This window comes from Mycobacterium sp. 852002-10029_SCH5224772 (genome assembly GCF_001667315.1).
Lineage (GTDB): Bacteria > Actinomycetota > Actinomycetes > Mycobacteriales > Mycobacteriaceae > Mycobacterium.
Genome location: NZ_LZHT01000075.1, coordinates 1 through 19,225, shown reverse-complemented (window position 1 = coordinate 19,225; position 19,225 = coordinate 1). Strand labels below are relative to the sequence as shown.

Sequence of the window (19,225 nt, the reverse complement as noted above, 5' to 3'; positions counted from 1 at the left end):
TGGTGGCGTGCTGAGCGTCATTGCCATCGTCCCGTCGGCGCCGGTGCTCGTTCCCGAACTCGCCGGCGCGGCCACCGTCGAGGTGGCCGACGTGGCCGCGGCGACGCTGGCGGCGGCAGCCTTGCTGCCCGGCCGCTGGGTGATCGTCGGGACGGGCTCCGCCGACGACGAATTCGGTCCCGATGCCGTGGGCACGTTCGCGGGTTTCGGTGCCGACGTGCGTGTCCGGTTGTCCCCGCCGGGCGGCGACTCGCTCGAGCCACGGGAGCTGCCGTTGTGCGCGTTGCTGGGCGGCTGGGTGCGTGGCCAGGCGCAGCCGCAGGCCAGCGCGGGGGTCCGGGTCTACCGCGGCGACCACGACGTCGATACCGCGCTGAGCCGCGGCCGCGAGCTGCGCGCCGAGCTCGACCGGCTGCCGGAACCGATCGGCGCGCTGGTCGTGGCCGACGGCGCCAATACCCTGACCCCGGCCGCCCCCGGCGGGCATGACCCGGACAACGCCGCCGCGCAAGAGGCCCTGGACGACGCGCTGGCCGGCGGCGACGTCACGGGGCTGATCCGCCTGCCGCACCAGATCCTGGGCCGGGTCGCCTTTCAGGTACTGGCCGGCCTGGCCGGGCCGGGACCCCGATCCACCAAGGAGCTGTACCGGGGAGCGCCCTACGGGGTGGGCTACTTCGCCGGCGCCTGGCAGCTGTGACGGTGGCCGCGCGACCGCTGGCGATCATCGGCCCGACGGGTACCGGCAAGTCGCAGCTGGCCCTCGACATCGCCGAACGGGTGGGCGCGCACATCGTGAACGCCGACGCGATGCAGCTCTATCGCGGCATGGACATCGGCACCGCCAAGCTGCCCGTCGAGGCGCGCCGCGGCATCCCGCATCATCAGCTCGACGTCCTCGACGTCACCGAGACCGCCACCGTCGCCCGTTATCAGCGCGCCGCCGCGGCGGACATCGAAGCGATCGCGGCCGCCGGCGCGGCGCCGATCATCGTGGGCGGCTCCATGCTCTATATCCAGTCGCTGCTCGACGACTGGTCGTTTCCCGCCACCGATCCCGCGGTGCGCGCCCGCTGGGAGCGGCGCCTGGCCGAGGTCGGGGTGGGCGAGCTGCACGCCGAGCTGGCCCGGCGTGACCCGGCCGCGGCGGCATCGATCCTGCCCACCGACGCCCGGCGCACGGTGCGGGCCCTGGAAGTGGTGGAGCTGACCGGTCAGCCGTTCGCCGCCTCCGCCCCGCGGATCGGCGCACCGAGGTGGGACACCGTCATCGTCGGGTTGGATTGTGACACAACGCTTCTCGATGACCGGCTGGCCGGGCGCACCGACGCGATGTTCGACCAGGGCCTGGTCGGGGAGGTGACCGCGCTGCTCGAGCGTGGCCTGCGCGACGGGGTCACCGCCTCGCGGGCCCTGGGTTATGCGCAGGTGATCGCTGCGCTCGATGCCGGGGGCGGGCCGGATCTACTGCGCGAGGCGCGGGAGCAGACGTTCGTGGGCACCCGACGCTACGTGCGACGGCAGCGGTCGTGGTTTCGCCGTGACCACCGCGTGCGCTGGCTGGACGCCGCCGATCGCGCCGGTCTCGTCGACGGCACGCTGAGCGCCTGGCGCCACGTATCCTGAACAGGTGAAATTCGCAAAGGGCCACGGCACCCAGAACGACTTTGTGGTGCTGGAAGACCCGCAGGCCGAGCTGAGCCTGACCGGGCCGCGGGTGGCCGCGCTCTGCGACCGGCGACGCGGGCTGGGCGCCGACGGGGTGCTGCGGGTCACCACCGCGGCCGCCGCCGCCGCGGCCGGCGTGCTCGACCGGCTGCCCGACGGCGTGACCGCCGACGACTGGTACATGGACTACCGCAACGCGGACGGGTCCATCGCCCAGATGTGCGGCAACGGCGTGCGGGTCTTCGCCCACTACCTGCGGGCCAGCGAGCTGGAGGGTCGCGACGATTTCGTGGTCGGGTCGCTGGCCGGTCCCCGACCGGTCACCGTGCATCGCGTCGATGCGACCACCGCCGACATCAGCGTCGACATGGGCAAGGCCAACACGTTGGGCCCGGCAGACGCCGTCCTGGGGGGCCGGCGGGTTTCCGGCTTGGCGATCGACGTGGGCAATCCCCACTTGGCCTGCGTCGACCCCGATCTGACCGCGGACGCGCTGGCGGCGCTGGACGTGGCCGCTCCGGTCAGTTTCGATCCCGCCCAATTCCCGGACGGAGTGAATGTCGAGATCCTCACCGCACCGGCCGGCGGGGTGGTGCACATGCGAGTCCACGAACGCGGGGTGGGCGAAACACGCTCGTGCGGCACCGGAACGGTGGCGGCCGAGGTCGCCGCGCTGGCCGGTACCGGCGCCGACACGGGCACGCTGACCGTTCGGGTACCGGGCGGCGAGGTCGTCGTCACCATCACCGACGCCACCAGCTACCTGCGGGGGCCGTCGGTACTGGTGGCCCAGGGAGAAATCAGCGAGGAATGGTGGCGCGAACAGTGGCGTTAATTCAAGTGCACGACACCAACTTTGCGTGCATCATCTCTAATTGCCTATGACACATCCCGAATTTCGCAATCACGCTCCGGCGGTCACGGAGCCAAGCACGGGCGAACTCGCCCTCGAGGATCGGTCGGCGCTGCGCCGCGTTGCCGGCCTGTCGACCGAACTCGCCGACGTCACCGAGGTCGAGTACCGCCAGCTTCGGCTCGAGCGGGTCGTCCTGGTGGGCGTGTGGACCGACGGCACCGCCGCCGACAGCCAGGCCAGCATGGCCGAACTGGCGGCCCTGGCCGAAACCGCCGGCTCCGAGGTGCTCGAAGGGCTCATCCAGCGCCGCGACAAGCCCGACCCGTCGACCTACATCGGCTCGGGTAAGGCAGCCGAACTGCGCGAGGTGGTGCTGGCGACGGGCGCCGACACCGTCATCTGCGACGGTGAACTGTCCCCGGCGCAGCTGACCGCGCTGGAGAAGGCCGTGAAGGTCAAGGTCATCGACCGCACCGCGCTGATCCTGGACATCTTCGCCCAGCACGCCACCAGCCGGGAAGGCAAAGCGCAGGTGTCGCTGGCCCAGATGGAATACATGCTGCCGCGGCTGCGCGGGTGGGGCGAGTCGATGTCGCGGCAGGCCGGCGGCCGTGCCGGCGGCAGCGGCGGCGGGGTGGGCCTGCGCGGCCCCGGTGAAACCAAGATCGAGACCGACCGGCGCCGCATCCGCGAGCGGATGGCCAAGCTGCGCCGCGAGATCAAGGACATGAAACAGGTCCGCGACACCCAGCGCAGCCGGCGGCTGCACAGCGACATGCCGTCGATCGCCATCGTCGGCTACACCAACGCCGGCAAGTCGAGCCTGCTCAACGCGCTGACCGGAGCGGGGGTGCTGGTCCAGGACGCGTTGTTCGCCACCTTGGAGCCCACCACCCGCCGCGCCGAGTTGGATGACGGTCGGCCGTTCGTGCTTACCGACACCGTCGGCTTCGTCCGGCATCTGCCCACCCAACTCATCGAGGCCTTCCGCTCCACGCTGGAGGAGGTCGTCGACGCCGACCTGCTGGTGCACGTCGTCGACGGCTCCGACGTCAACCCGCTGGCGCAGATCAACGCGGTCCGGCAGGTGGTCTCCGACGTCATCGCCGACCACGACGGCACGCCGCCGCAGGAGCTGCTGGTGGTCAACAAGGTCGACGCCGCAAGCGGTTTGACCCTGGCCGAGCTCCGTCACGCCTTGCCGGACGCGGTATTCGTGTCCGCACGCACCGGCGACGGAATCGACGCCCTGCGCCGGCGGATCACCGAACTGGCCGTGCCCGCCGACACCCCCGTGGACGTGGTGATCCCGTACCACCGGGGCGACCTGGTGGCCCGCCTGCACGCCGACGGCCGCGTCCAGCAGGAGGAGCACAACGCCGAGGGCACCCGGATCAAGGCCCGGGTTCCGGTCGCCTTGGCCGGCCGGCTGCGCGAGTTCGCCACCCGCTGAGCGGCCGGCCCTCGCCGCTGTGCACCGGTTCCCGCAGCCCACGGCCGCGTGAGGGCCGTCGGCGACCCGCCAGCTGCCGACCAACCGTCCGGTTGGTATATGTTGGGCTGCAGAAATCCCAGTCGCCGGAGGTCTTCCCATGAGCAGCGCCATCAAATACCAGCGCACTCTTTTCGAGCCAGAGCACGATCTGTTCCGTGAGTCCTACCGGGCCTTCCTCGAGCGCCATGTCGCGCCCTACCACGACGAGTGGGAGAAGGCGAAGATCGTCGACCGTGGTGTGTGGCTCGAGGCTGGTAAGCAGGGCTTCCTGGGCATGGCGGTGCCCGAGGAGTACGGCGGCGGGGGCAACCCGGATTTCCGGTACAACGCGATCATCACCGAGGAGACCACCGCCGGCCGCTACAGCGGCATCGGTTTCGGCCTGCACAACGACATCGTGGCGCCGTACCTGTTGGCGTTGGCCACCGAGGAACAGAAGCAGCGCTGGTTGCCGAAATTCTGCACCGGAGAACTGATTACGGCGATCGCGATGACCGAGCCCGGCACCGGCAGTGACCTGCAGGGCATCAAGACCCGCGCGGTCAAGCAGGGCGACCACTATGTGCTCAACGGATCAAAGACGTTCATCACCAACGGAATCAACTCGGATCTGGTGATCGTGGTTGCGCAGACCGGTCCGGACAAGGGCGCTCAGGGCTTCTCCCTGCTCGCCGTCGAGCGCGGCATGGAGGGCTTCGAACGCGGACGGCACCTGGACAAGATCGGGCTGGACGCGCAGGACACGGCGGAGCTGTCGTTCACCGACGTGCACGTGCCGGCCGAAAACCTGCTGGGCCAAGAGGGGATGGGATTCATCTACCTCATGCAGAACCTGCCGCAGGAGCGGATTTCGATCGCCATCATGGCGGCCGCGGCGATGGAGCAGGTGCTGGACCAGACGCTGCAATACACCAAGGAGCGCAAGGCATTTGGTAAGCCGATCGGCAGCTTCCAGAACAGCCGCTTCGTGCTCGCCGAGCTGGCGACCGAGGCGACCGTGGTGCGCATGTTGGTCGACGAATTCGTTCGCCTGCACCTGGACCACAAGCTGACCGCCGAACAGGCCGCAATGGCCAAGTGGTACTGCACCGAAAAGCAGGTGTACCTGATCGACCGCTGCCTGCAACTGCACGGCGGCTACGGCTACATGCGTGAATACCCCGTCGCCCGTGCCTATCTAGACGCCCGGGTGCAGACCATCTACGGCGGCACGACCGAGATCATGAAGGAGATCATCGGTCGCAGCCTCGGGGTATAGCTTTTCGTTTGCTGGACCGTCATCCAGGCCGCGAACGCCGTGCCCGGTAACGGCATTGCCTTTTCGCCCTAATGCGCGGCGCCGCGGCGCATTCATCGATCCGTGATTGGCGCGCGGTGTCGTCTAGATCGTCAAAGTGTTGATGGCTCGTCGGGCGCAATTGTTCTGTGCGACTCGGCAAGCCGGGCGCGCGCTTCGACGGGCGGTTCCCGATCGGCTTTCGGTGCGATATCCGCAACACCGCGCCGGCGGTGCAAGGATGATCGCGATTCGGCTGTGGTCCTGCATCATTTCGACATCGGTGTGGTATCCCTTTTTGTAAAATTCGTGATTCGACTTCGCATTTCTTGTTGGCTGGAGCAAAGTTATGCGAGCCCGGCGACAAGGCGGATCGTAAGCGGGTCCATTCCCCGCGGAAGTGCGGCCCGATCGCCGGTTATGCAGGTAAGGGCATAGCCGCAGATAGAGCCGTATCCGGAGGCTGGAAGGCTTGGTGAAGGTGCAAAGAGGTCACATGCGCAAGCTGATCGGAAGCGCGCTGGTCAGCCTGACGACCACAGCACTAGCCGCCGTATTGCTGGCGCCCGTCGCGACGGCGAGCCCGATAGGCGACGCCGAAGCGGCCATGATGGCCGCGTGGGAGAAGGCCGGCGGCGACACGTCACCGCTCGGCGCCCGCAAGGGTGATGTGTACCCCGCCGGGGACGGTTTCGTACTGGACTTCGACGGCGGCAAAATGTTCTTCACCCCGGCCACCGGCGCCAAATTCGCCTACGGGCCGATCCTGGAGAAATACGAGATGCTGGGCGGGCCGGCCGGCAGCGATCTGGGGTTCCCGGCTATCAACGAAGTGCCGGGCCTCGCCGGTCCCGACAGCCGGGTGATCACTTTCTCGGCCACCGACAAGCCGGTCATTTTCTGGACGCCTGAGCACGGCCCGTACGTGGTGCGCGGCGCCATCAATTCCGCCTGGGACAAGCTGGGCAGTTCGGGCGGGGTGCTCGGTGCGCCGGTCGGCGACGAGACCTACAACGGCGAGGTGTCCTCGCAGAAATTCAGCGGCGGCCAGGTGTCGTGGAACCGGCAGACGAAGCAGTTCACCACCGAACCGCCGGCGTTGGCCGACCAATTGAAGGGTTTGCAGGTAGCCATCGATCCCACCGCGGCCATCAACATGGCCTGGCGCGCGGCCGGAGGACCCAATGGGCAGCTGGGCGCCAAGCAGGGCGGGCAGACCCCCATCGGCGGTGATGGCATCGTCCAGAACTTCGCCGGCGGCAAGGTGTTCTTCACCCCGGCTACCGGTGCGAACGCCCTGGAGACCGACATCCTGGCCAAATACGAGTCGCTCGGCGGACCGGTCGGCAGCGACCTCGGATTCCCCATCACCAACGAGACCGACGGCGGCATCGGGCCTTCCAGCCGGATCTGCACCTTCGCGGCCGCCGACAAGCCGGTGATCTTCCGGACCGCCGAGCACGGCGCGTTCGTCGTGCGCGGGGCGATGAAGGCCGCGTGGGACAAACTTCGCGGTCCGGCCGGCAAACTGGGCGCGCCGGTCGGCGACCAGGCGGTGGACGGCGACGTGATCTCGCAGCAGTTCACCGGCGGCAAGATTTCCTGGAACCGGGCCAAGAACACGTTCAGCACGGACCCGTCCAACCTGGCGCCGCTGTTGAGCGGCCTGCAAGTGTCGGGTCAGAACCAGCCGAGCAATTCGGCCATGCCGTCACACGCCACGAAGTTCGGCTGGCATTCGTGGTGGCTGCTGGCCGCCATTCCGGTTTTGGTGCTGCTGGTGGTGTTGGTCTGGGTGCTGTTCGTATGGCGCCGCCGTCGCTCCGGGCCGGACGACGCCGCCGGCTACGCGCCCGACCACGGCTATGACGCGGCCGAGGTGCCCTGGGGGCAGGAGGATCCCGAGCTCGCCACCGAGCATTTCGCAGGCGGTGGGCAGCCCGAACCCGAGGAGCCGCCGGAGGCCTCGGCCCCCGCGCGGGTCAGCTGGCAGCGCCAGGCTCCGCCGGAGAGCGAATACGGGTTCGAGGACGACGACCCCGACGCGATCGATACCGATTCCATCCCGGTCGTCTCGGAGGAGATGCTGTCGGAGGCCGATTATGCCGATGCGGGGGCCGATTACACCGACTACACCGATGCCGTTCCCGAGGTCGCCGAGGCCGAGACCGCGGATGACGCCGCCTATGTCGACGCCGATTACGCGGATGCCGACTTTGCGGAGGAAGACTTTGCGGAGGACGAGTATCGGCAGGACGAGTATCCCGACGTCGCCGTTCCGCACACCCCGCCCGACAGCGAGGCCGTGACCGGCGCCCTGGAAACCGCCGTACCCGAGGACGAGTATCCCGACGAGGCAGTGCCGGAGGCGGAAGTCGAACCCGCAGAAGACATCACCGCGGAGACCGACGTGTCGCAGGCCCTCGGATCCGTCGCGGCCGGGGCCGTCGTCGCCGGGGCGGCGCAGCGATCCGGCGGACGGCACGCCGCCGCGGACGCGGAAACCGGCCCGGACGATGCGCTGGCGGGCCCGGACGGGCGGCCGACAATCCATCTGCCGCTCGATGATCCGTACCAGGCGCCCGACGGCTACCCCATCAAGGCGAGCGCTCGTTACGGCTTGTATTACACGCCGGGCAGCGACCTGTATCAGGACACGCTGCCCGAAATCTGGCTGTCGAGCGAAGAGGTCGCGTTGGCCAACGGCTTCACCAGGGCTGATTAGCGCGGCTCGCGCGCCGGTCGCTAGACCTTGCGGATTACCGTGACGACCTTGCCCAGCACGGTCGCGTCGTTGCCCGGGATCGGGTCGAACGCCGGGTTGTGCGGCATCAGCCACACCTGACCGCCGGCGCGTTTGAACGTCTTGACGGTGGCCTCACCGTCCAGCATCGCCGCGACGATGTCACCGTTGTCGGCGACGTTCTGCTGGCGCACCACCACCCAGTCGCCGTCACAGATCGCGGCCTCCACCATCGAATCACCGACCACTTTGAGCAAGAAGAGCGCGCCCTCGCCGACCAGCTCACGCGGCAGCGGGAAAACATCTTCCACGGCTTCCTCGGCAAGGATGGGTCCACCGGCCGCGATACGGCCGAGAACCGGGACATACGTGGGTTCCGGCAGCGCATCCGACCCGGCAACCTCGGTGGCGGGCGCCGCCACGTCGTCCTCGGCGCCACGGACATCGACCGCCCGTGGGCGATTGGGGTCGCGGCGCAAATAGCCCTTGCGTTCCAGGGTGCGCAGCTGGTGCGCCACCGACGACGTCGACGTTAGCCCGACGGCATCGCCGATCTCCCGGATGCTCGGGGGATAGCCGCGGCTGCTGACCGAGGCGCGAATGACATTCAAAATGGTGCGCTGCCGTTCGGTCAGCGCGGAATCCACCGAGTGCGGCCGCCCGCCCGCTCCGGCCGGGCGGGTGTCGTTCGGGGAAGTGTCGTTGCTGTCGCCCATGGCACTGAATGTAGCCGCACCGCCGACAAGAATCAAACATGTGTTCGACTGGCGTGTCGCCCGACGGTGGCGCCGCCGGAAAAGCGGCGCCATCGGCCGAATCACAAATGTGTAACTCTTGCCGCGATCGGGTATTTGGGGCTCGTGACAGTGATAGTGGCCGACGGACTTGTCGGTGGTGTGATCTAGCCTTCTGCTCGTGCGACACGCTTCGCTCAAATGTTCGGGTTTCGAACACACAAGCGATTAGAGTCGAACACACGAGCGAGAGCTAGTTGACCGGAGGAACGCAGATGACAGTCATCCATACGCTTGCGCCGCGTACCAGCAGTCTTCGGCGCCCAGTCAACGGACCGGTGCAGGGCATTCGGTACGGCGGGGACGGGGTGGCCCGTTCGCGCCGGCCCGCGCCGTCGAGGCCGGCGGGCGCGGCGACGCGTTACTACGGCACCGGGGTCGCGATGTCTGTCGCTCCGCACCGCAGGCGCGCCGTCACCTGGGCGACGACGGTCGGGCTGGCGCTGGCCGCCGGGGCGATCACGTTGTGGCTGGGTCTCGTCGCGAACGTCGGGCAGGCGCTCAACGGTGACTCGGCGAATTCGGCCGCGCCCGTTCCGAACCGGCTCGCCGTCGTGCGGGTCGACGCGGGGGAGTCGCTGCAGGATGTCGCTCACCGGGTGGCGCCCGACGCCCCGGCCGCGCAGGTGGCCGACCGCATCCGTGAGCTCAACGAGCTGAACTCGCCGACGCTGGTCGCGGGCCAAACGCTGATCGCTCCCATCGGCTGACGGCCGTTGCGCGACAACGGCTCCGGCCCGGCGGACGCCCCACGCGCGTGCAGAGGGCGTGCGCTCGGCGGCTCTGTTGGCCGTGCAGGTCAGCACACAGGTACGCTCAAAGTCCTGCAGTAGCTGGTTGTCGGCACGGTGAAGGAGCGGTCATGCACTGTCCCTTCTGCCGTCATCCGGATTCCCGGGTGATCGACTCGCGCGAAACCGATGAAGGGCAGGCCATCCGGCGCCGCCGGTCGTGCCCCGAGTGCGGAAAGCGTTTCACCACCGTGGAAACCGCGGTCCTGGCCGTGGTCAAGCGCAGCGGCGTCACCGAGCCCTTCAGCAGGGAAAAGCTCATCAGCGGAGTCCGCCGGGCCTGTCAGGGCCGTCAGGTGGATGACGACGCGCTGAATCTGTTGGCCCAGCAGGTCGAAGACACGGTGCGCGCCGCGGCCTCCCCGGAGGTCCCCAGCCACGAGGTCGGCCTGGCCATCCTGGGCCCGTTGCGTGACCTCGACGAGGTGGCGTACTTGCGGTTCGCCTCCGTATATCGCTCCTTTGAGTCCGCAGACGACTTCGAGCGCGAGATCCAGGCGCTTCGTGAGCACCGCGGGGTGGCGACTCCGGGCTGACCGACCTCGCCGGGCTGGGTCTGATGGCCCGCTAGGCTCGGGTGCATGCCCACTGAGTTGCACCCCGACCTCGCGGCGTTGGCCCCGCTCCTTGGCACCTGGGCCGGTCAGGGTGCAGGCAAGTACCCGACGATCCAGCCCTTCGAATATTTCGAAGAAGTCACGTTCGCCCATGTCGGCAAACCGTTTTTGGCCTACGCCCAGAAAACCAAGGCGGTGGCCGACGGCAAGCCGTTACACGCCGAGACGGGATACCTGCGCGTGCCGCAGCCGGGCCACATCGAACTCGTGCTGGCCCATCCGAGCGGCATCACCGAGATCGAGGTCGGCACCTATTCGGTCACCGGCGACCGCATCGAAATGCAGATGTCCACCACGGCGGTCGGCCGGACCCCTACCGCCAAAGAGGTGACGGGCCTTGGGCGTTCCTTCCGCATCGACGGCGATGAGCTGTCCTACTCGGTGCAGATGGGTGCGGTCGGCCAGCCGCTACAGGACCACCTCGCCGCGGTGTTGCGCCGCCAACGCTGAACATTCGCCGGCGGCGCGGCCCGTCGTCAGTCCAGCTGTCGCACACCGTCGTTGACCACCCGTCCGGCCACCCCGACCCAGCCCTCGGCGCTCCAGGTGGTCTCGATGACGGAGCCGTTGCCCTGGGTGATCCGCAGGTCTTGGCTCAGGTAGTCGGTCATCCGCATCGCGGCCGAACCGGTCGCCTCGTCCTCGGGCACACCGAGGTTGGCGGCGAACATGCGGACCCGCAGCGACCCGGAGGCCCGGTCGGTCCAGGCCCACAGGTAGTGCGCCGTGTCGTCGGGAAAGTCCGCCGGGTCGGCGGCGAGAACGTCGTCGGCCGAACCGAATTCGTGCAGGGCGAACTCGGGCGCCCATTCCGCGGGTGCGCTGATGCGGGTGCGATGTTGGTCGTAGCCCACCTGCACGATCCCCGCCGGCACCCGCAACGTGTTGATCGGTGAGCCGTTCTCCCGCAGCCACCACGAGGCGCCGACGGTCGGGTGCCCGGCGAAGGGGAGCTGTGCGCGGGGCGTGTAAATGGTGGCGTGCGCGGTCGCGGAGCCCGCGGCCGGAACGTCAACGAAAACCGTTTCGCTGTAGCCCAATTGGGTCGCCAACCGCTGCCGGTCCGCGACCTGGACCTGGCTCGCGTCCACCACGCCGAGCGGATTGCCGAAATTGCCGCCCGAATCGGTGAACACGCGCAACACCGTGACGTCGATACCCATGGCCCGACTGTACGACCCCGAACCCGGCCGGTTCGATCAAGGTGGAGTCAGGTGGCGCTGCGTTCGTCGGACCCCATGGCGTTCAGAACGGCGACGCGGGTGGGAGCGGCGCCGGTGACGGCATGCTCGCCGCCGCCGCTGCGGAGCAACCCGCGCAGGGCGACCTGGTCGTATTCGGCGGGTTCGGTGGAGTCGATGAAGCGCTCGACGACATCGATGAAGCGGGCCGGGTCGTCGTGAAAGGGGAAGTGCCCGGAGCCTTCGAAGATTTCCAGGCGCGAACCGGGCATCGCAGCATGGGCCATCCACGCGTGGCGGACCGGAACCACCACATCCTTGGTGCCCCAGACGATCTGCACCGGGATGGCTTCGGTCAAATAACATCGGTCGAGCATGGTGACGATCTGCCCGCGCCAGTCCACCACCGCCCGCAGGGTTCGGCTGAACGCCGCCGATGCCGTCGGTTCCGGCAGGTCGTCGAGGATCCGCAGCACGTTGGGCAGGTCGCGGCCCAGGCCGGTGCTGCCGAACGCCGCGCCCAGGACGCGACCCACCACCTGAACCGCCGGCAGCACCAGGGGCAATCGCAGCAGGGCGATCGCCTCGCTGCCCATCGGCAGCGACGCCCACCGCAAGACGAAGTTGACGTCCTTGGTCACGCCGCCGGCGCCGACCAGGATCAGCCGTTCCACCAAATGCGGGAACTGGTAGGCGAATTGCATGGCCACGCCGCCGCCCAGCGAGTGGCCGACGATGGTCACGCGTTCGATATCGAGCACGCTGAGCAGGTCGCGCATTCCGTTGGCGTATGCCGCGATCGAGTAGTCGGCGCGCGGTTTGTCCGATTGGCCGTGGCCCAGCAGGTCTGGGGCGATAACCGTGAAGCGCTGGGCAAGCTTGGCTTGCACGGCATTCCACGTGGTGGAGTTATCGCCGATGCCGTGGATCAGCAGAATCGCCGGCCCGGAGCCGGCGATGCGGTACGCGCGCCGGTAACCGTGGATGGTGCGGAACTCGAGTTTGGGTGCGGTCACTTCCCGCACCGGGCGGAGCGTGTTCTTGCGCTTCCGCTCGGTCATATCGCCAACCTTGCTGTCGGGCCGGGCTAAGGGCGGTGTCGCTGGGGGTCAGGCCTGATCGTCGTCGTCGAACTTCTTCTCCGCCTGCTGGGCCAGAAATCGCTCGAACTCCGCGCCCAGCTCGTCGCCACTCGGCAGATCCTCGTCGCGCGCTAGTAACGATCTGTTCTCCTGAGCGTCGATGAAGGCATCGTACTGGCGCTCCAGCGCGGCCACCACCTGAGCGACCTCGGCGCTCGCTTCGACCTGCTCGTCGATCTTGGCCCGGATCACCTCTGCCGCTTCGGTCAACGCCGTCAGCGGCAGCTCCAGGGACGCGGTCTTGGCGACCTGCTCGAGCAGCGCCTGCGCGGCGGCCGGGTAGTCGGTCTGCGTGAGGTAGTGCGGGACGTGCACGGTATAGCCGACCACCTCATGGCCATGCTGGCCCATCCGGTATTCCAGCAGGTTGGATGCGCTGCCGGGGACCTGGATCTCCGAGATCCACGGTTGGAAATTGGCGATCAACTCCGGGTTGTTGGAGTGGGCGGTCATGGTGGTCGGCCGCGTGTGCGGAACCGCCATCGGGACGGTACCCAGGCCGATGGTCTGGCGCACGCCGAGGCGCTCGGCGAGCAGGCGTACCGCCGTGATGAAGCGCTCCCACTTGAGGTCCGGTTCCATCCCCGCCAGCAGCAGAAACGGGGTGCCGACGGTATCGCGCAACGCGTACAGGCTCAGTTCCGGATCGTCGTAGTGGGTGAAGTGATCGGTCTTGAAGGTCATCAGCGGCCGTCGCGAGCGGTAGTCCAGCAATTCGTCGATCGCGAAGGACGCGACCAGTTCGGTATCTAGCACCGCCTTGAGATGTGAGGCCGCCAGCCGGATGGCGTGGCCCGCGTCGGAAAAGCCTTCCAGGGCGTGCACCAGCACGGGGCCACGGCCGTCGGACGTCGACAACTGCGGCGCCGGCAGCTCCAGCTCGTACATGCCGGGCTGCCCGCGCTGGTACTGATCACCTGCGTCTTGATGGTGATCCATCTTCGATCGCCTCCTCTCGAGGTCTCTCCAGGGTGCCCTACCAAGTGTCCCCCGAATCAGGCGGCACCGATATCGAACAGCGAACTCCGGTCCGCGTTTACATATGAAACGCGATAATTCTCAGACGTAATCCGGACAGAACATGTCGGGTGGTACCCGCCGGCGCGTCAGCAAACCCCTTGCCGCCCGGTGTTGCGTGGAAGTCGGCTCGGCACCGCACCGTCGGGCATGATGAAGGCGATGCGCATTCGGATCCTGGTGCTGTGCTCGGTGGTGGGGGTGGCGGCGTCGCTGACGTCGTGTCACCGGCCCGTCGAGCAGGTGTCGGGCGCCCCGGTGTCGGCTCCGCGGGCCAGCGGCCCGGTGCAGCGGCTCAGCCAGCCCGAGCAGAAGGCGGTCGCGGGTCCGGTGGAGCCGGATCGGCGCATCGGGGCGATCTTCATCGACGGTGGGCCGCTACACGTTTGCACCGGTTCGGTGGTGCATTCGAAGGGCGGGGACCTGATCATGACCGCGGCGCATTGTTTGGCCGGGGCGTCGCTGATCACCTTCGTTCCCGGTTTCGCCGGCGACGCCGCGCCCGCGGCCACCGACGTGTGGAAGGCGGACGCGGTCTACCTCGATCCGCGCTGGACCGCCAGCAAGGACCCGCATGCCGACTACGCGGTCGCGCGGGTCAACAACGACAGCGGCGCCGGCGTCGAATCGCGGGTGGGTTTGGCGCTGACGCTGGGGGTGACGCCCGCGCCGGGCAGTCGCGTCACCGTGCTGGGGTATCCGGTCGGCGTGGGTGGGGCGCCCATCGGGTGTCAGGGCAGTACCTCGGTCAGCGACAGCGGGTTCCCCGCCCTGGCGTGCGAAGGTCTGGTGGACGGCACCAGCGGTGCGCCATGGGTCAGCGGTACCACGCTCACCGGGCTGATCGGTGGTCTCGAGCGCGGCGGGTGCGCCGCGGACATCTCGTATTCGGCGCCGTTCGACGCCCAGACCGCGGAGCTGCTGGCCCGCGCCGAAGCCGGTGGTCCGGGCGACCCGATCCCCAGCGACCTGCAGGACGCCTGTTAGTGGTGATCGCCAGCGCGGCCGCGGCGATCGCCACTACAGGGCGCAGCGGGTCGCCACCGTCTGGCTAGCGCCGGAACTCGTTGAGCGCCCGCACCTTGTTCATCACGTCGAGCGCCGCCACCTTGTAGGCCTCGGAAAACGTGGGGTAGTTGAACACCGCGTCCACCAGGTAGTCCACGGTGCCCCCGCACCCCATCACCGCCTGTCCGATGTGCACCATCTCGGTGGCGCTGGTGCCGAAGATGTGCACCCCGAGCAGCGTGAGGTCCTCGGTGGACACCAGCAGCTTGAGCATGCCGTAGGAATCCCCGGCGATCTGGCCACGTGCCAGCTCCCGGTAGCGGGCCACCCCGACCTCGTAGGGGATCGAGTCCTTGGTGAGCTCGACCTCGGTGGCCCCGACGTAGGAGACCTCGGGGATCGAATAGATGCCGATCGGCTGCAGCTCGGTGATGCCGTCGCACGCTTCCCCGAACGCGTGGTAGGCGGCCAGCCGCCCCTGCTCCATCGAGGTCGCGGCCAGCGCCGGGAAACCGATCACGTCCCCGACGGCGTAGATGTGGGGCACCTTGGTCTGAAAATGGTCGTCAACGAAAATCCGGCCGCGGTCGTCGGCCTCCAGTTCGGCCTTGTGCAGGTCGAGATGGTCGGTCTGGCCCTGCCGCCCGGCCGAATACATCACGGTCTCGGCGGGAATCTGCTTGGCGCTGGCCAACGTGGTGACGGTGCCCGCCGAGCCGACGTCGACCGCGGTCACCTCCTCACCGAAGCGGAACGTCACCGCCAGGTCGCGCAGGTGGAACTTGAGGGCCTCGACCACTTCGGGGTCGCAGAAGTCCAGCATGTCGTCGCGCTTTTCCACCACGGTGACCTTGGTGCCCAGCGCGGCGAACATCGAGGCGTACTCGATGCCGATGACGCCGGCGCCGACGACCACCATCGAGGTGGGCAGCACCTTGAGGTCGAGGATCCCGTCGGAGTCGAGGACGCGCTCTTCGTCGAACTCGACGCCCGACGGCCGCGCCGGCCTGGTGCCGGTGGCGACGACGACGTATTTGCCACTGATGGTTATCTTTTCGCGCCGCGAGGGGTCTTCGACTTCGATGGTGTGCGAGTCGATGAATCGCGCGTGGCCGATCAGCAGGTCGATCCGGTTGCGCATCAGTTGGTTGCGCACCACGTCCACTTCCCTGCCGATCACGTGCTGGGTGCGGGCCAGCAGATCGGCCGGGGTGATCTTTTCTTTCACCCGATAACTGGCGCCGTAGAGTTCGCGTTGGCTCATCCCGGTGAGGTAAAGGACGGCCTCGCGCAACGTCTTTGACGGAATGGTGCCGGTCTGGACGCACACGCCGCCGATCATCTGGCCGCGTTCGACGACGGCGACCGACTTGCCCAGCTTGGCGGAGGCGATGGCGGCCTTCTGCCCACCGGGCCCCGAACCGATGACCACCATGTCGTACTCTTGCGCCGAGCTCATGCGCTAAACAGTAGAGCAGCACCACTCACAGTGCCGGGTTCATCCACAGCTCCGCTGCCGCGCGAGCGCGCGCGAGCACCGGCTGACGGTGGCGGCCATCAGCGTTGGGCTCATGACGACGCATCGACAACCCGACTTCGAGCTTTCCCGCCCCGGCGCGCTCATCGCCGCGCTGCCCGCCGTTCTCGGCTTCATTCCCGAAAATTCATTGATATTGGTGTCTTTGGGCGATCGGCAGCTCGGATCGGTGATGCGTGTCGACCTCTGCGAGGAGTTGACCGGCCGGGTCGGCCATCTGGCCGTGGTCGCCGCCGCGGCCCAGCCCGAGGCCGTCATCGCGGTGATCGTCGACGCGGACGGCGCGCACTGTCCCAGCTGCAACGAGGAGTACCGGCAGCTGTGTGAGGCACTCGCAGAGTCCTTGTCGCAGCGCGACATTGAGCTATGGGCCACCCACGTGGTCGACCGGGTTGCCCTCGGCGGGCGTTGGCATTGCGTCGAGGGTTGCGGCTCGAGTGGCCTCGTCGAGGATCCCTTGGCGTCGCCGCTGGCGGCCGCGGCGGTGCTGGAGGGCAGGCGCCTCTACCCGCGGCGCGCCGACCTGCAAGCGGTCATCGTGCCCGACGATCCGAAGCGCACCGCCGCCTTGGCCGGCGCGGTCAGGCGGCAGGCCGCCCGGCGCCGGACGGCGCATCGCGCGAATCCGGTCCGCTGCACCCGCGACGACGTGGAGAACGCGATGGCGGCCGCCGCCCGGGTCGCCTCCGGCGAGGCGCTGTCCGATGCCGAGCTGGCGGCGCTGGGCTGCGCGCTCAGCCATCCGCAGGTGCGCGACATCCTCTACGCACTCGCCGTCGGCGAGGGAGCCGACGAGGTCGAATCGTTGTGGGCCGTACTCGCGCGCACGTTGCCGCCGCCGTGGCGGGTCGAGGCGCTGGTCCTGCTCGCGTTCAGCGCCTATGCCCGCGGCGACGGTCCGTTGGCCGGGGTGTCGCTGCAGGAGGCGCTGGGTTGCGAGCCCGAGCATCGCATGGCGGGCATGCTGGACACCGCTTTGCAGTCGGGTCTGCGGCCCGAGGACATCCGGGATCTCGCACTCACCGGCTACCGGCTCGCCGAGCAGTTCGGGGTGCGGCTGCCGCCGCGGCGGCCCTTCGGCCGCAGGGCGGGCTAGCTGGGCGGCGACGGAGGGTTCAGACCTTTTCGACCTTGACCGCGTGGGCCATCTCGTGCGGCAGGGTGACGTTCTCGTGGCCCGGGATGACGATGGTCACCCCGACGGGGCCGGTCTCGACGGTCACGCGCGCGTTGGGGACGACGCCGGCGTCCTTGAGGCGGGTGATCAGGCCGGTGTCGCCCTGGACGTGTTCGGTCAGCTGCCGCACCACCACGGCCACCGGTGAGCCGGGGGGCAACTCGGTCAGGCGGACGAGGTTGGCCTCCTCGGCGCCGGACTCGGGGCCCATGCCCAGGTCCAGGAGCCCGGGGATCGGGTTGCCGAAGGGCGACGTGGTCGGGTGGTTGAGCACCTTCACCAATCGCCGTTCGACCTCCTCGCTCATCACGTGCTCCCAGCGGCACGCCTCGGCGTGCACTTCTTCCCAGGGCACCCCGATGACGTCGACCAGCAGGCGTTCGGCGAGGCGGTGCTTGCGCATGACGGCCACGGCCAGCGCCCGGCCCTTGTCGGTGAGCTCGAGGTGGCGGTCACCGGCCACGTGGAGCAACCCGTCGCGCTCCATGCGGGAGACGGTTTGGCTGACAGTCGGCCCGCTTTGATCGAGGCGTTCGGCGATTCGGGCACGTAGCGGCGTTACGCCCTCTTCTTCGAGGTCGTAGATGGTCCGCAGGTACATCTCGGTGGTGTCAACCAGGTCGTTCATTCAGCACCTTCCATCGACGCTGAGTCTACTTGGCCAGCTGCATGAATGGGTGTAACGCCTCCCAGGCAAGCAGTATGCCCGCCGCTGACGCGGCGGGCATACTGTCTGCTACCTAGCTTGAGTGAGTTGTCAGCTCGCGTACGACCGTAGCCTGTCGGCGCGCTCCCCGTTGCGGAGTTTGGACATTACGTCCCGCTCGATTTGACGAACCCGCTCGCGGGACAGCCCGAACAGCTTGCCGATCTGGTCCAGCGTGCGCGGCTGGCCGTCATCGAGGCCGAACCGCAACCGGATCACCTGGTGCTCGCGCTCGTCGAGCGTGGCCAGCACGCTGCGGATATCGGTGTGCAGCAGCTCGGCGATCACCGCGTTCTCGGCCGACATCGCTTCGGCGTCCTCGATGAAGTCGCCCAGCGGAGCTTCTTCCTCGGAGCCGACCGGCATGTCCAGACTCACCGGATCGCGGCTGTGCTCGAGCAGGTCGTTGATCTTTTCGACCGGGATGCCGGATTCGGCGGCCAGTTCCTCGTCGGTCGCCTCGCGGCCCAGGTTCTGGTGCATCTCGCGCTTGATCCGCGCCAGCTTGTTGACCTGCTCGACCAGGTGCACGGGCAGCCGGATGGTGCGGCTCTGGTCGGCCATGCCGCGGGTGATGGCCTGACGGATCCACCACGTGGCGTAGGTCGAGAACTTGAATCCCTTTGTGTAGTCGAACTTTTCCATCGCGCGGATCAGACCGAGGTTGCCCTCCTGGATGAGGTCCAGCAGCGGCATGCCGCGTCCCGTGTACCGCTTGGCCAGCGACACCACCAGGCGCAGGTTCGCTTCCAGCAGGTGACGGCGCGCTGCTTTCCCGTCGCGCGCCACGGCCTCTAGATCGCGTTTACGGTTCTCCCCGAGGCGCTTACGCGTTTGGAGCAGGTGCTCGGCATAGAGCCCGGCTTCGATGCGCTTCGCGAGTTCAACTTCCCCCGCCGCGTTGAGCAACGCCGTCTTGCCGATTCCGTTCAGATACACGCGCACTAGATCCGCCGCGGGGCTCTGAGCATCCAGATCGCCGTCAAATCTGCTCGTGCTGGCGTTCGCCATAGCGACCTCCCGTTCGGCTTGTTCTGTCATCGGGTTCAACGACCGACCAGGTTGCAGAGTTCCCAGCGGTCCGCCATCTCACACGTCTTGACGTGCACAAATGTGCCGCCGACCTGAGAATGTCCTGAGAAGTGCGGTGCGACTGGACCTCAGCGGCAAGACGGCGTTGCTCAACGCGGCGGGGGAAGTTGAACTCGCGAAGCGCA

Annotated in this window: 18 protein-coding genes; 11 read left to right on the top strand and 7 right to left on the bottom strand. The window is 68.2% G+C overall.

Annotated elements, in window-relative coordinates; genetic code table 11:
- The first annotated feature begins 7 nt into the window (after window positions 1–7).
- The 6 genes from A5775_RS12710 (at window position 8) to A5775_RS12685 (ending at window position 8,020) form a co-directional block, all read left to right on the top strand.
- The gene (locus A5775_RS12710) at window positions 8–700 is read left to right on the top strand and encodes a hypothetical protein (protein ID WP_067252556.1); all 693 of its coding nucleotides are present in this window, start codon (window positions 8–10) and stop codon (window positions 698–700) included.
- The gene (gene miaA / locus A5775_RS12705; protein WP_067252553.1) at window positions 697–1,626 is read left to right on the top strand and encodes a tRNA (adenosine(37)-N6)-dimethylallyltransferase MiaA; all 930 of its coding nucleotides are present in this window, start codon (window positions 697–699) and stop codon (window positions 1,624–1,626) included. Before A5775_RS12710 ends, miaA begins: the two co-directional genes overlap by 4 nt.
- A gap of 4 nt (window positions 1,627–1,630) precedes the next feature.
- Window positions 1,631–2,503, top strand: a complete 873-nt coding sequence (gene dapF, locus A5775_RS12700) for a diaminopimelate epimerase (protein ID WP_067252550.1) — start codon at window positions 1,631–1,633, stop codon at window positions 2,501–2,503.
- A 46-nt stretch (window positions 2,504–2,549) separates the two neighbouring features.
- Complete coding sequence (hflX, locus tag A5775_RS12695; protein WP_067252548.1) at window positions 2,550–3,977, top strand: GTPase HflX; 1,428 nt, start codon at window positions 2,550–2,552, stop codon at window positions 3,975–3,977.
- A 139-nt stretch (window positions 3,978–4,116) separates the two neighbouring features.
- Complete coding sequence (locus A5775_RS12690) at window positions 4,117–5,277, top strand: acyl-CoA dehydrogenase family protein (protein ID WP_067252545.1); 1,161 nt, start codon at window positions 4,117–4,119, stop codon at window positions 5,275–5,277.
- A 514-nt stretch (window positions 5,278–5,791) separates the two neighbouring features.
- Entirely contained in the window at window positions 5,792–8,020 is a 2,229-nt protein-coding gene (locus A5775_RS12685) for an LGFP repeat-containing protein (protein WP_067252543.1), read from the top strand.
- 20 nt (window positions 8,021–8,040) lie between these two features.
- On the opposite strand, the gene lexA is transcribed toward A5775_RS12685, so the two are convergent.
- The gene (gene lexA, locus A5775_RS12680; RefSeq protein WP_067252541.1) at window positions 8,041–8,754 is read right to left on the bottom strand and encodes a transcriptional repressor LexA; all 714 of its coding nucleotides are present in this window, start codon (window positions 8,752–8,754) and stop codon (window positions 8,041–8,043) included.
- Window positions 8,755–9,047: 293 nt separating this feature from the next.
- Between lexA and A5775_RS12675 the strand changes: the two genes are divergently transcribed.
- The 3 genes from A5775_RS12675 (at window position 9,048) to A5775_RS12665 (ending at window position 10,690) form a co-directional block, all read left to right on the top strand.
- Window positions 9,048–9,542 (top strand): LysM peptidoglycan-binding domain-containing protein, encoded by a 495-nt coding sequence (locus tag A5775_RS12675; protein ID WP_067252538.1) that lies wholly within the window; start codon window positions 9,048–9,050, stop codon window positions 9,540–9,542.
- 152 nt (window positions 9,543–9,694) lie between these two features.
- Window positions 9,695–10,159: a transcriptional regulator NrdR gene (nrdR, locus tag A5775_RS12670; RefSeq protein WP_067252536.1), complete on the top strand. Its 465-nt coding sequence runs from the start codon at window positions 9,695–9,697 to the stop codon at window positions 10,157–10,159.
- Window positions 10,160–10,204: 45 nt separating this feature from the next.
- On the top strand, window positions 10,205–10,690 hold the full coding sequence (locus A5775_RS12665; RefSeq protein ID WP_067252535.1) for a peroxynitrite isomerase: 486 nt from the start codon (window positions 10,205–10,207) through the stop codon (window positions 10,688–10,690).
- Window positions 10,691–10,716: 26 nt separating this feature from the next.
- Here A5775_RS12665 and A5775_RS12660 read toward each other — a convergent pair whose 3' ends face one another.
- From A5775_RS12660 to A5775_RS12650, 3 genes are read right to left on the bottom strand one after another with little or no spacing between them, the layout of a single operon-like run.
- Complete coding sequence (locus tag A5775_RS12660; protein ID WP_067252533.1) at window positions 10,717–11,403, bottom strand: PhzF family phenazine biosynthesis protein; 687 nt, start codon at window positions 11,401–11,403, stop codon at window positions 10,717–10,719.
- 47 nt (window positions 11,404–11,450) lie between these two features.
- Entirely contained in the window at window positions 11,451–12,482 is a 1,032-nt protein-coding gene (locus A5775_RS12655; protein WP_067252530.1) for an alpha/beta fold hydrolase, read from the bottom strand.
- A gap of 48 nt (window positions 12,483–12,530) precedes the next feature.
- Window positions 12,531–13,502, bottom strand: coding sequence for a proteasome assembly chaperone family protein (locus tag A5775_RS12650; protein ID WP_067252527.1), 972 nt, complete (start codon window positions 13,500–13,502; stop codon window positions 12,531–12,533).
- 228 nt (window positions 13,503–13,730) lie between these two features.
- Here A5775_RS12650 and A5775_RS12645 point away from each other — a divergent pair, with 228 nt between their 5' ends.
- Window positions 13,731–14,567: a serine protease gene (locus A5775_RS12645; RefSeq protein ID WP_067252524.1), complete on the top strand. Its 837-nt coding sequence runs from the start codon at window positions 13,731–13,733 to the stop codon at window positions 14,565–14,567.
- Between the two features lie 64 nt (window positions 14,568–14,631).
- Here the strand turns inward: A5775_RS12645 and sthA are convergent, their stop codons facing one another.
- Entirely contained in the window at window positions 14,632–16,047 is a 1,416-nt protein-coding gene (gene sthA, locus A5775_RS12640; RefSeq protein ID WP_067252522.1) for a Si-specific NAD(P)(+) transhydrogenase, read from the bottom strand.
- Window positions 16,048–16,159: 112 nt separating this feature from the next.
- On the opposite strand from sthA, the gene A5775_RS12635 reads away from it, so the two are divergent.
- Window positions 16,160–17,221, top strand: coding sequence for a DUF4192 domain-containing protein (locus A5775_RS12635; RefSeq protein WP_067252806.1), 1,062 nt, complete (start codon window positions 16,160–16,162; stop codon window positions 17,219–17,221).
- Between the two features lie 19 nt (window positions 17,222–17,240).
- On the opposite strand, the gene A5775_RS12630 is transcribed toward A5775_RS12635, so the two are convergent.
- Window positions 17,241–17,930 carry a metal-dependent transcriptional regulator gene (locus A5775_RS12630; RefSeq protein ID WP_067252519.1) on the bottom strand — a complete coding sequence of 230 codons (690 nt, stop codon included), beginning with the start codon at window positions 17,928–17,930 and terminating at the stop codon, window positions 17,241–17,243.
- A gap of 129 nt (window positions 17,931–18,059) precedes the next feature.
- Window positions 18,060–19,049, bottom strand: coding sequence for a sigma-70 family RNA polymerase sigma factor SigB (sigB, locus tag A5775_RS12625; RefSeq protein ID WP_082952998.1), 990 nt, complete (start codon window positions 19,047–19,049; stop codon window positions 18,060–18,062).
- Window positions 19,050–19,225 lie beyond the last annotated feature (176 nt).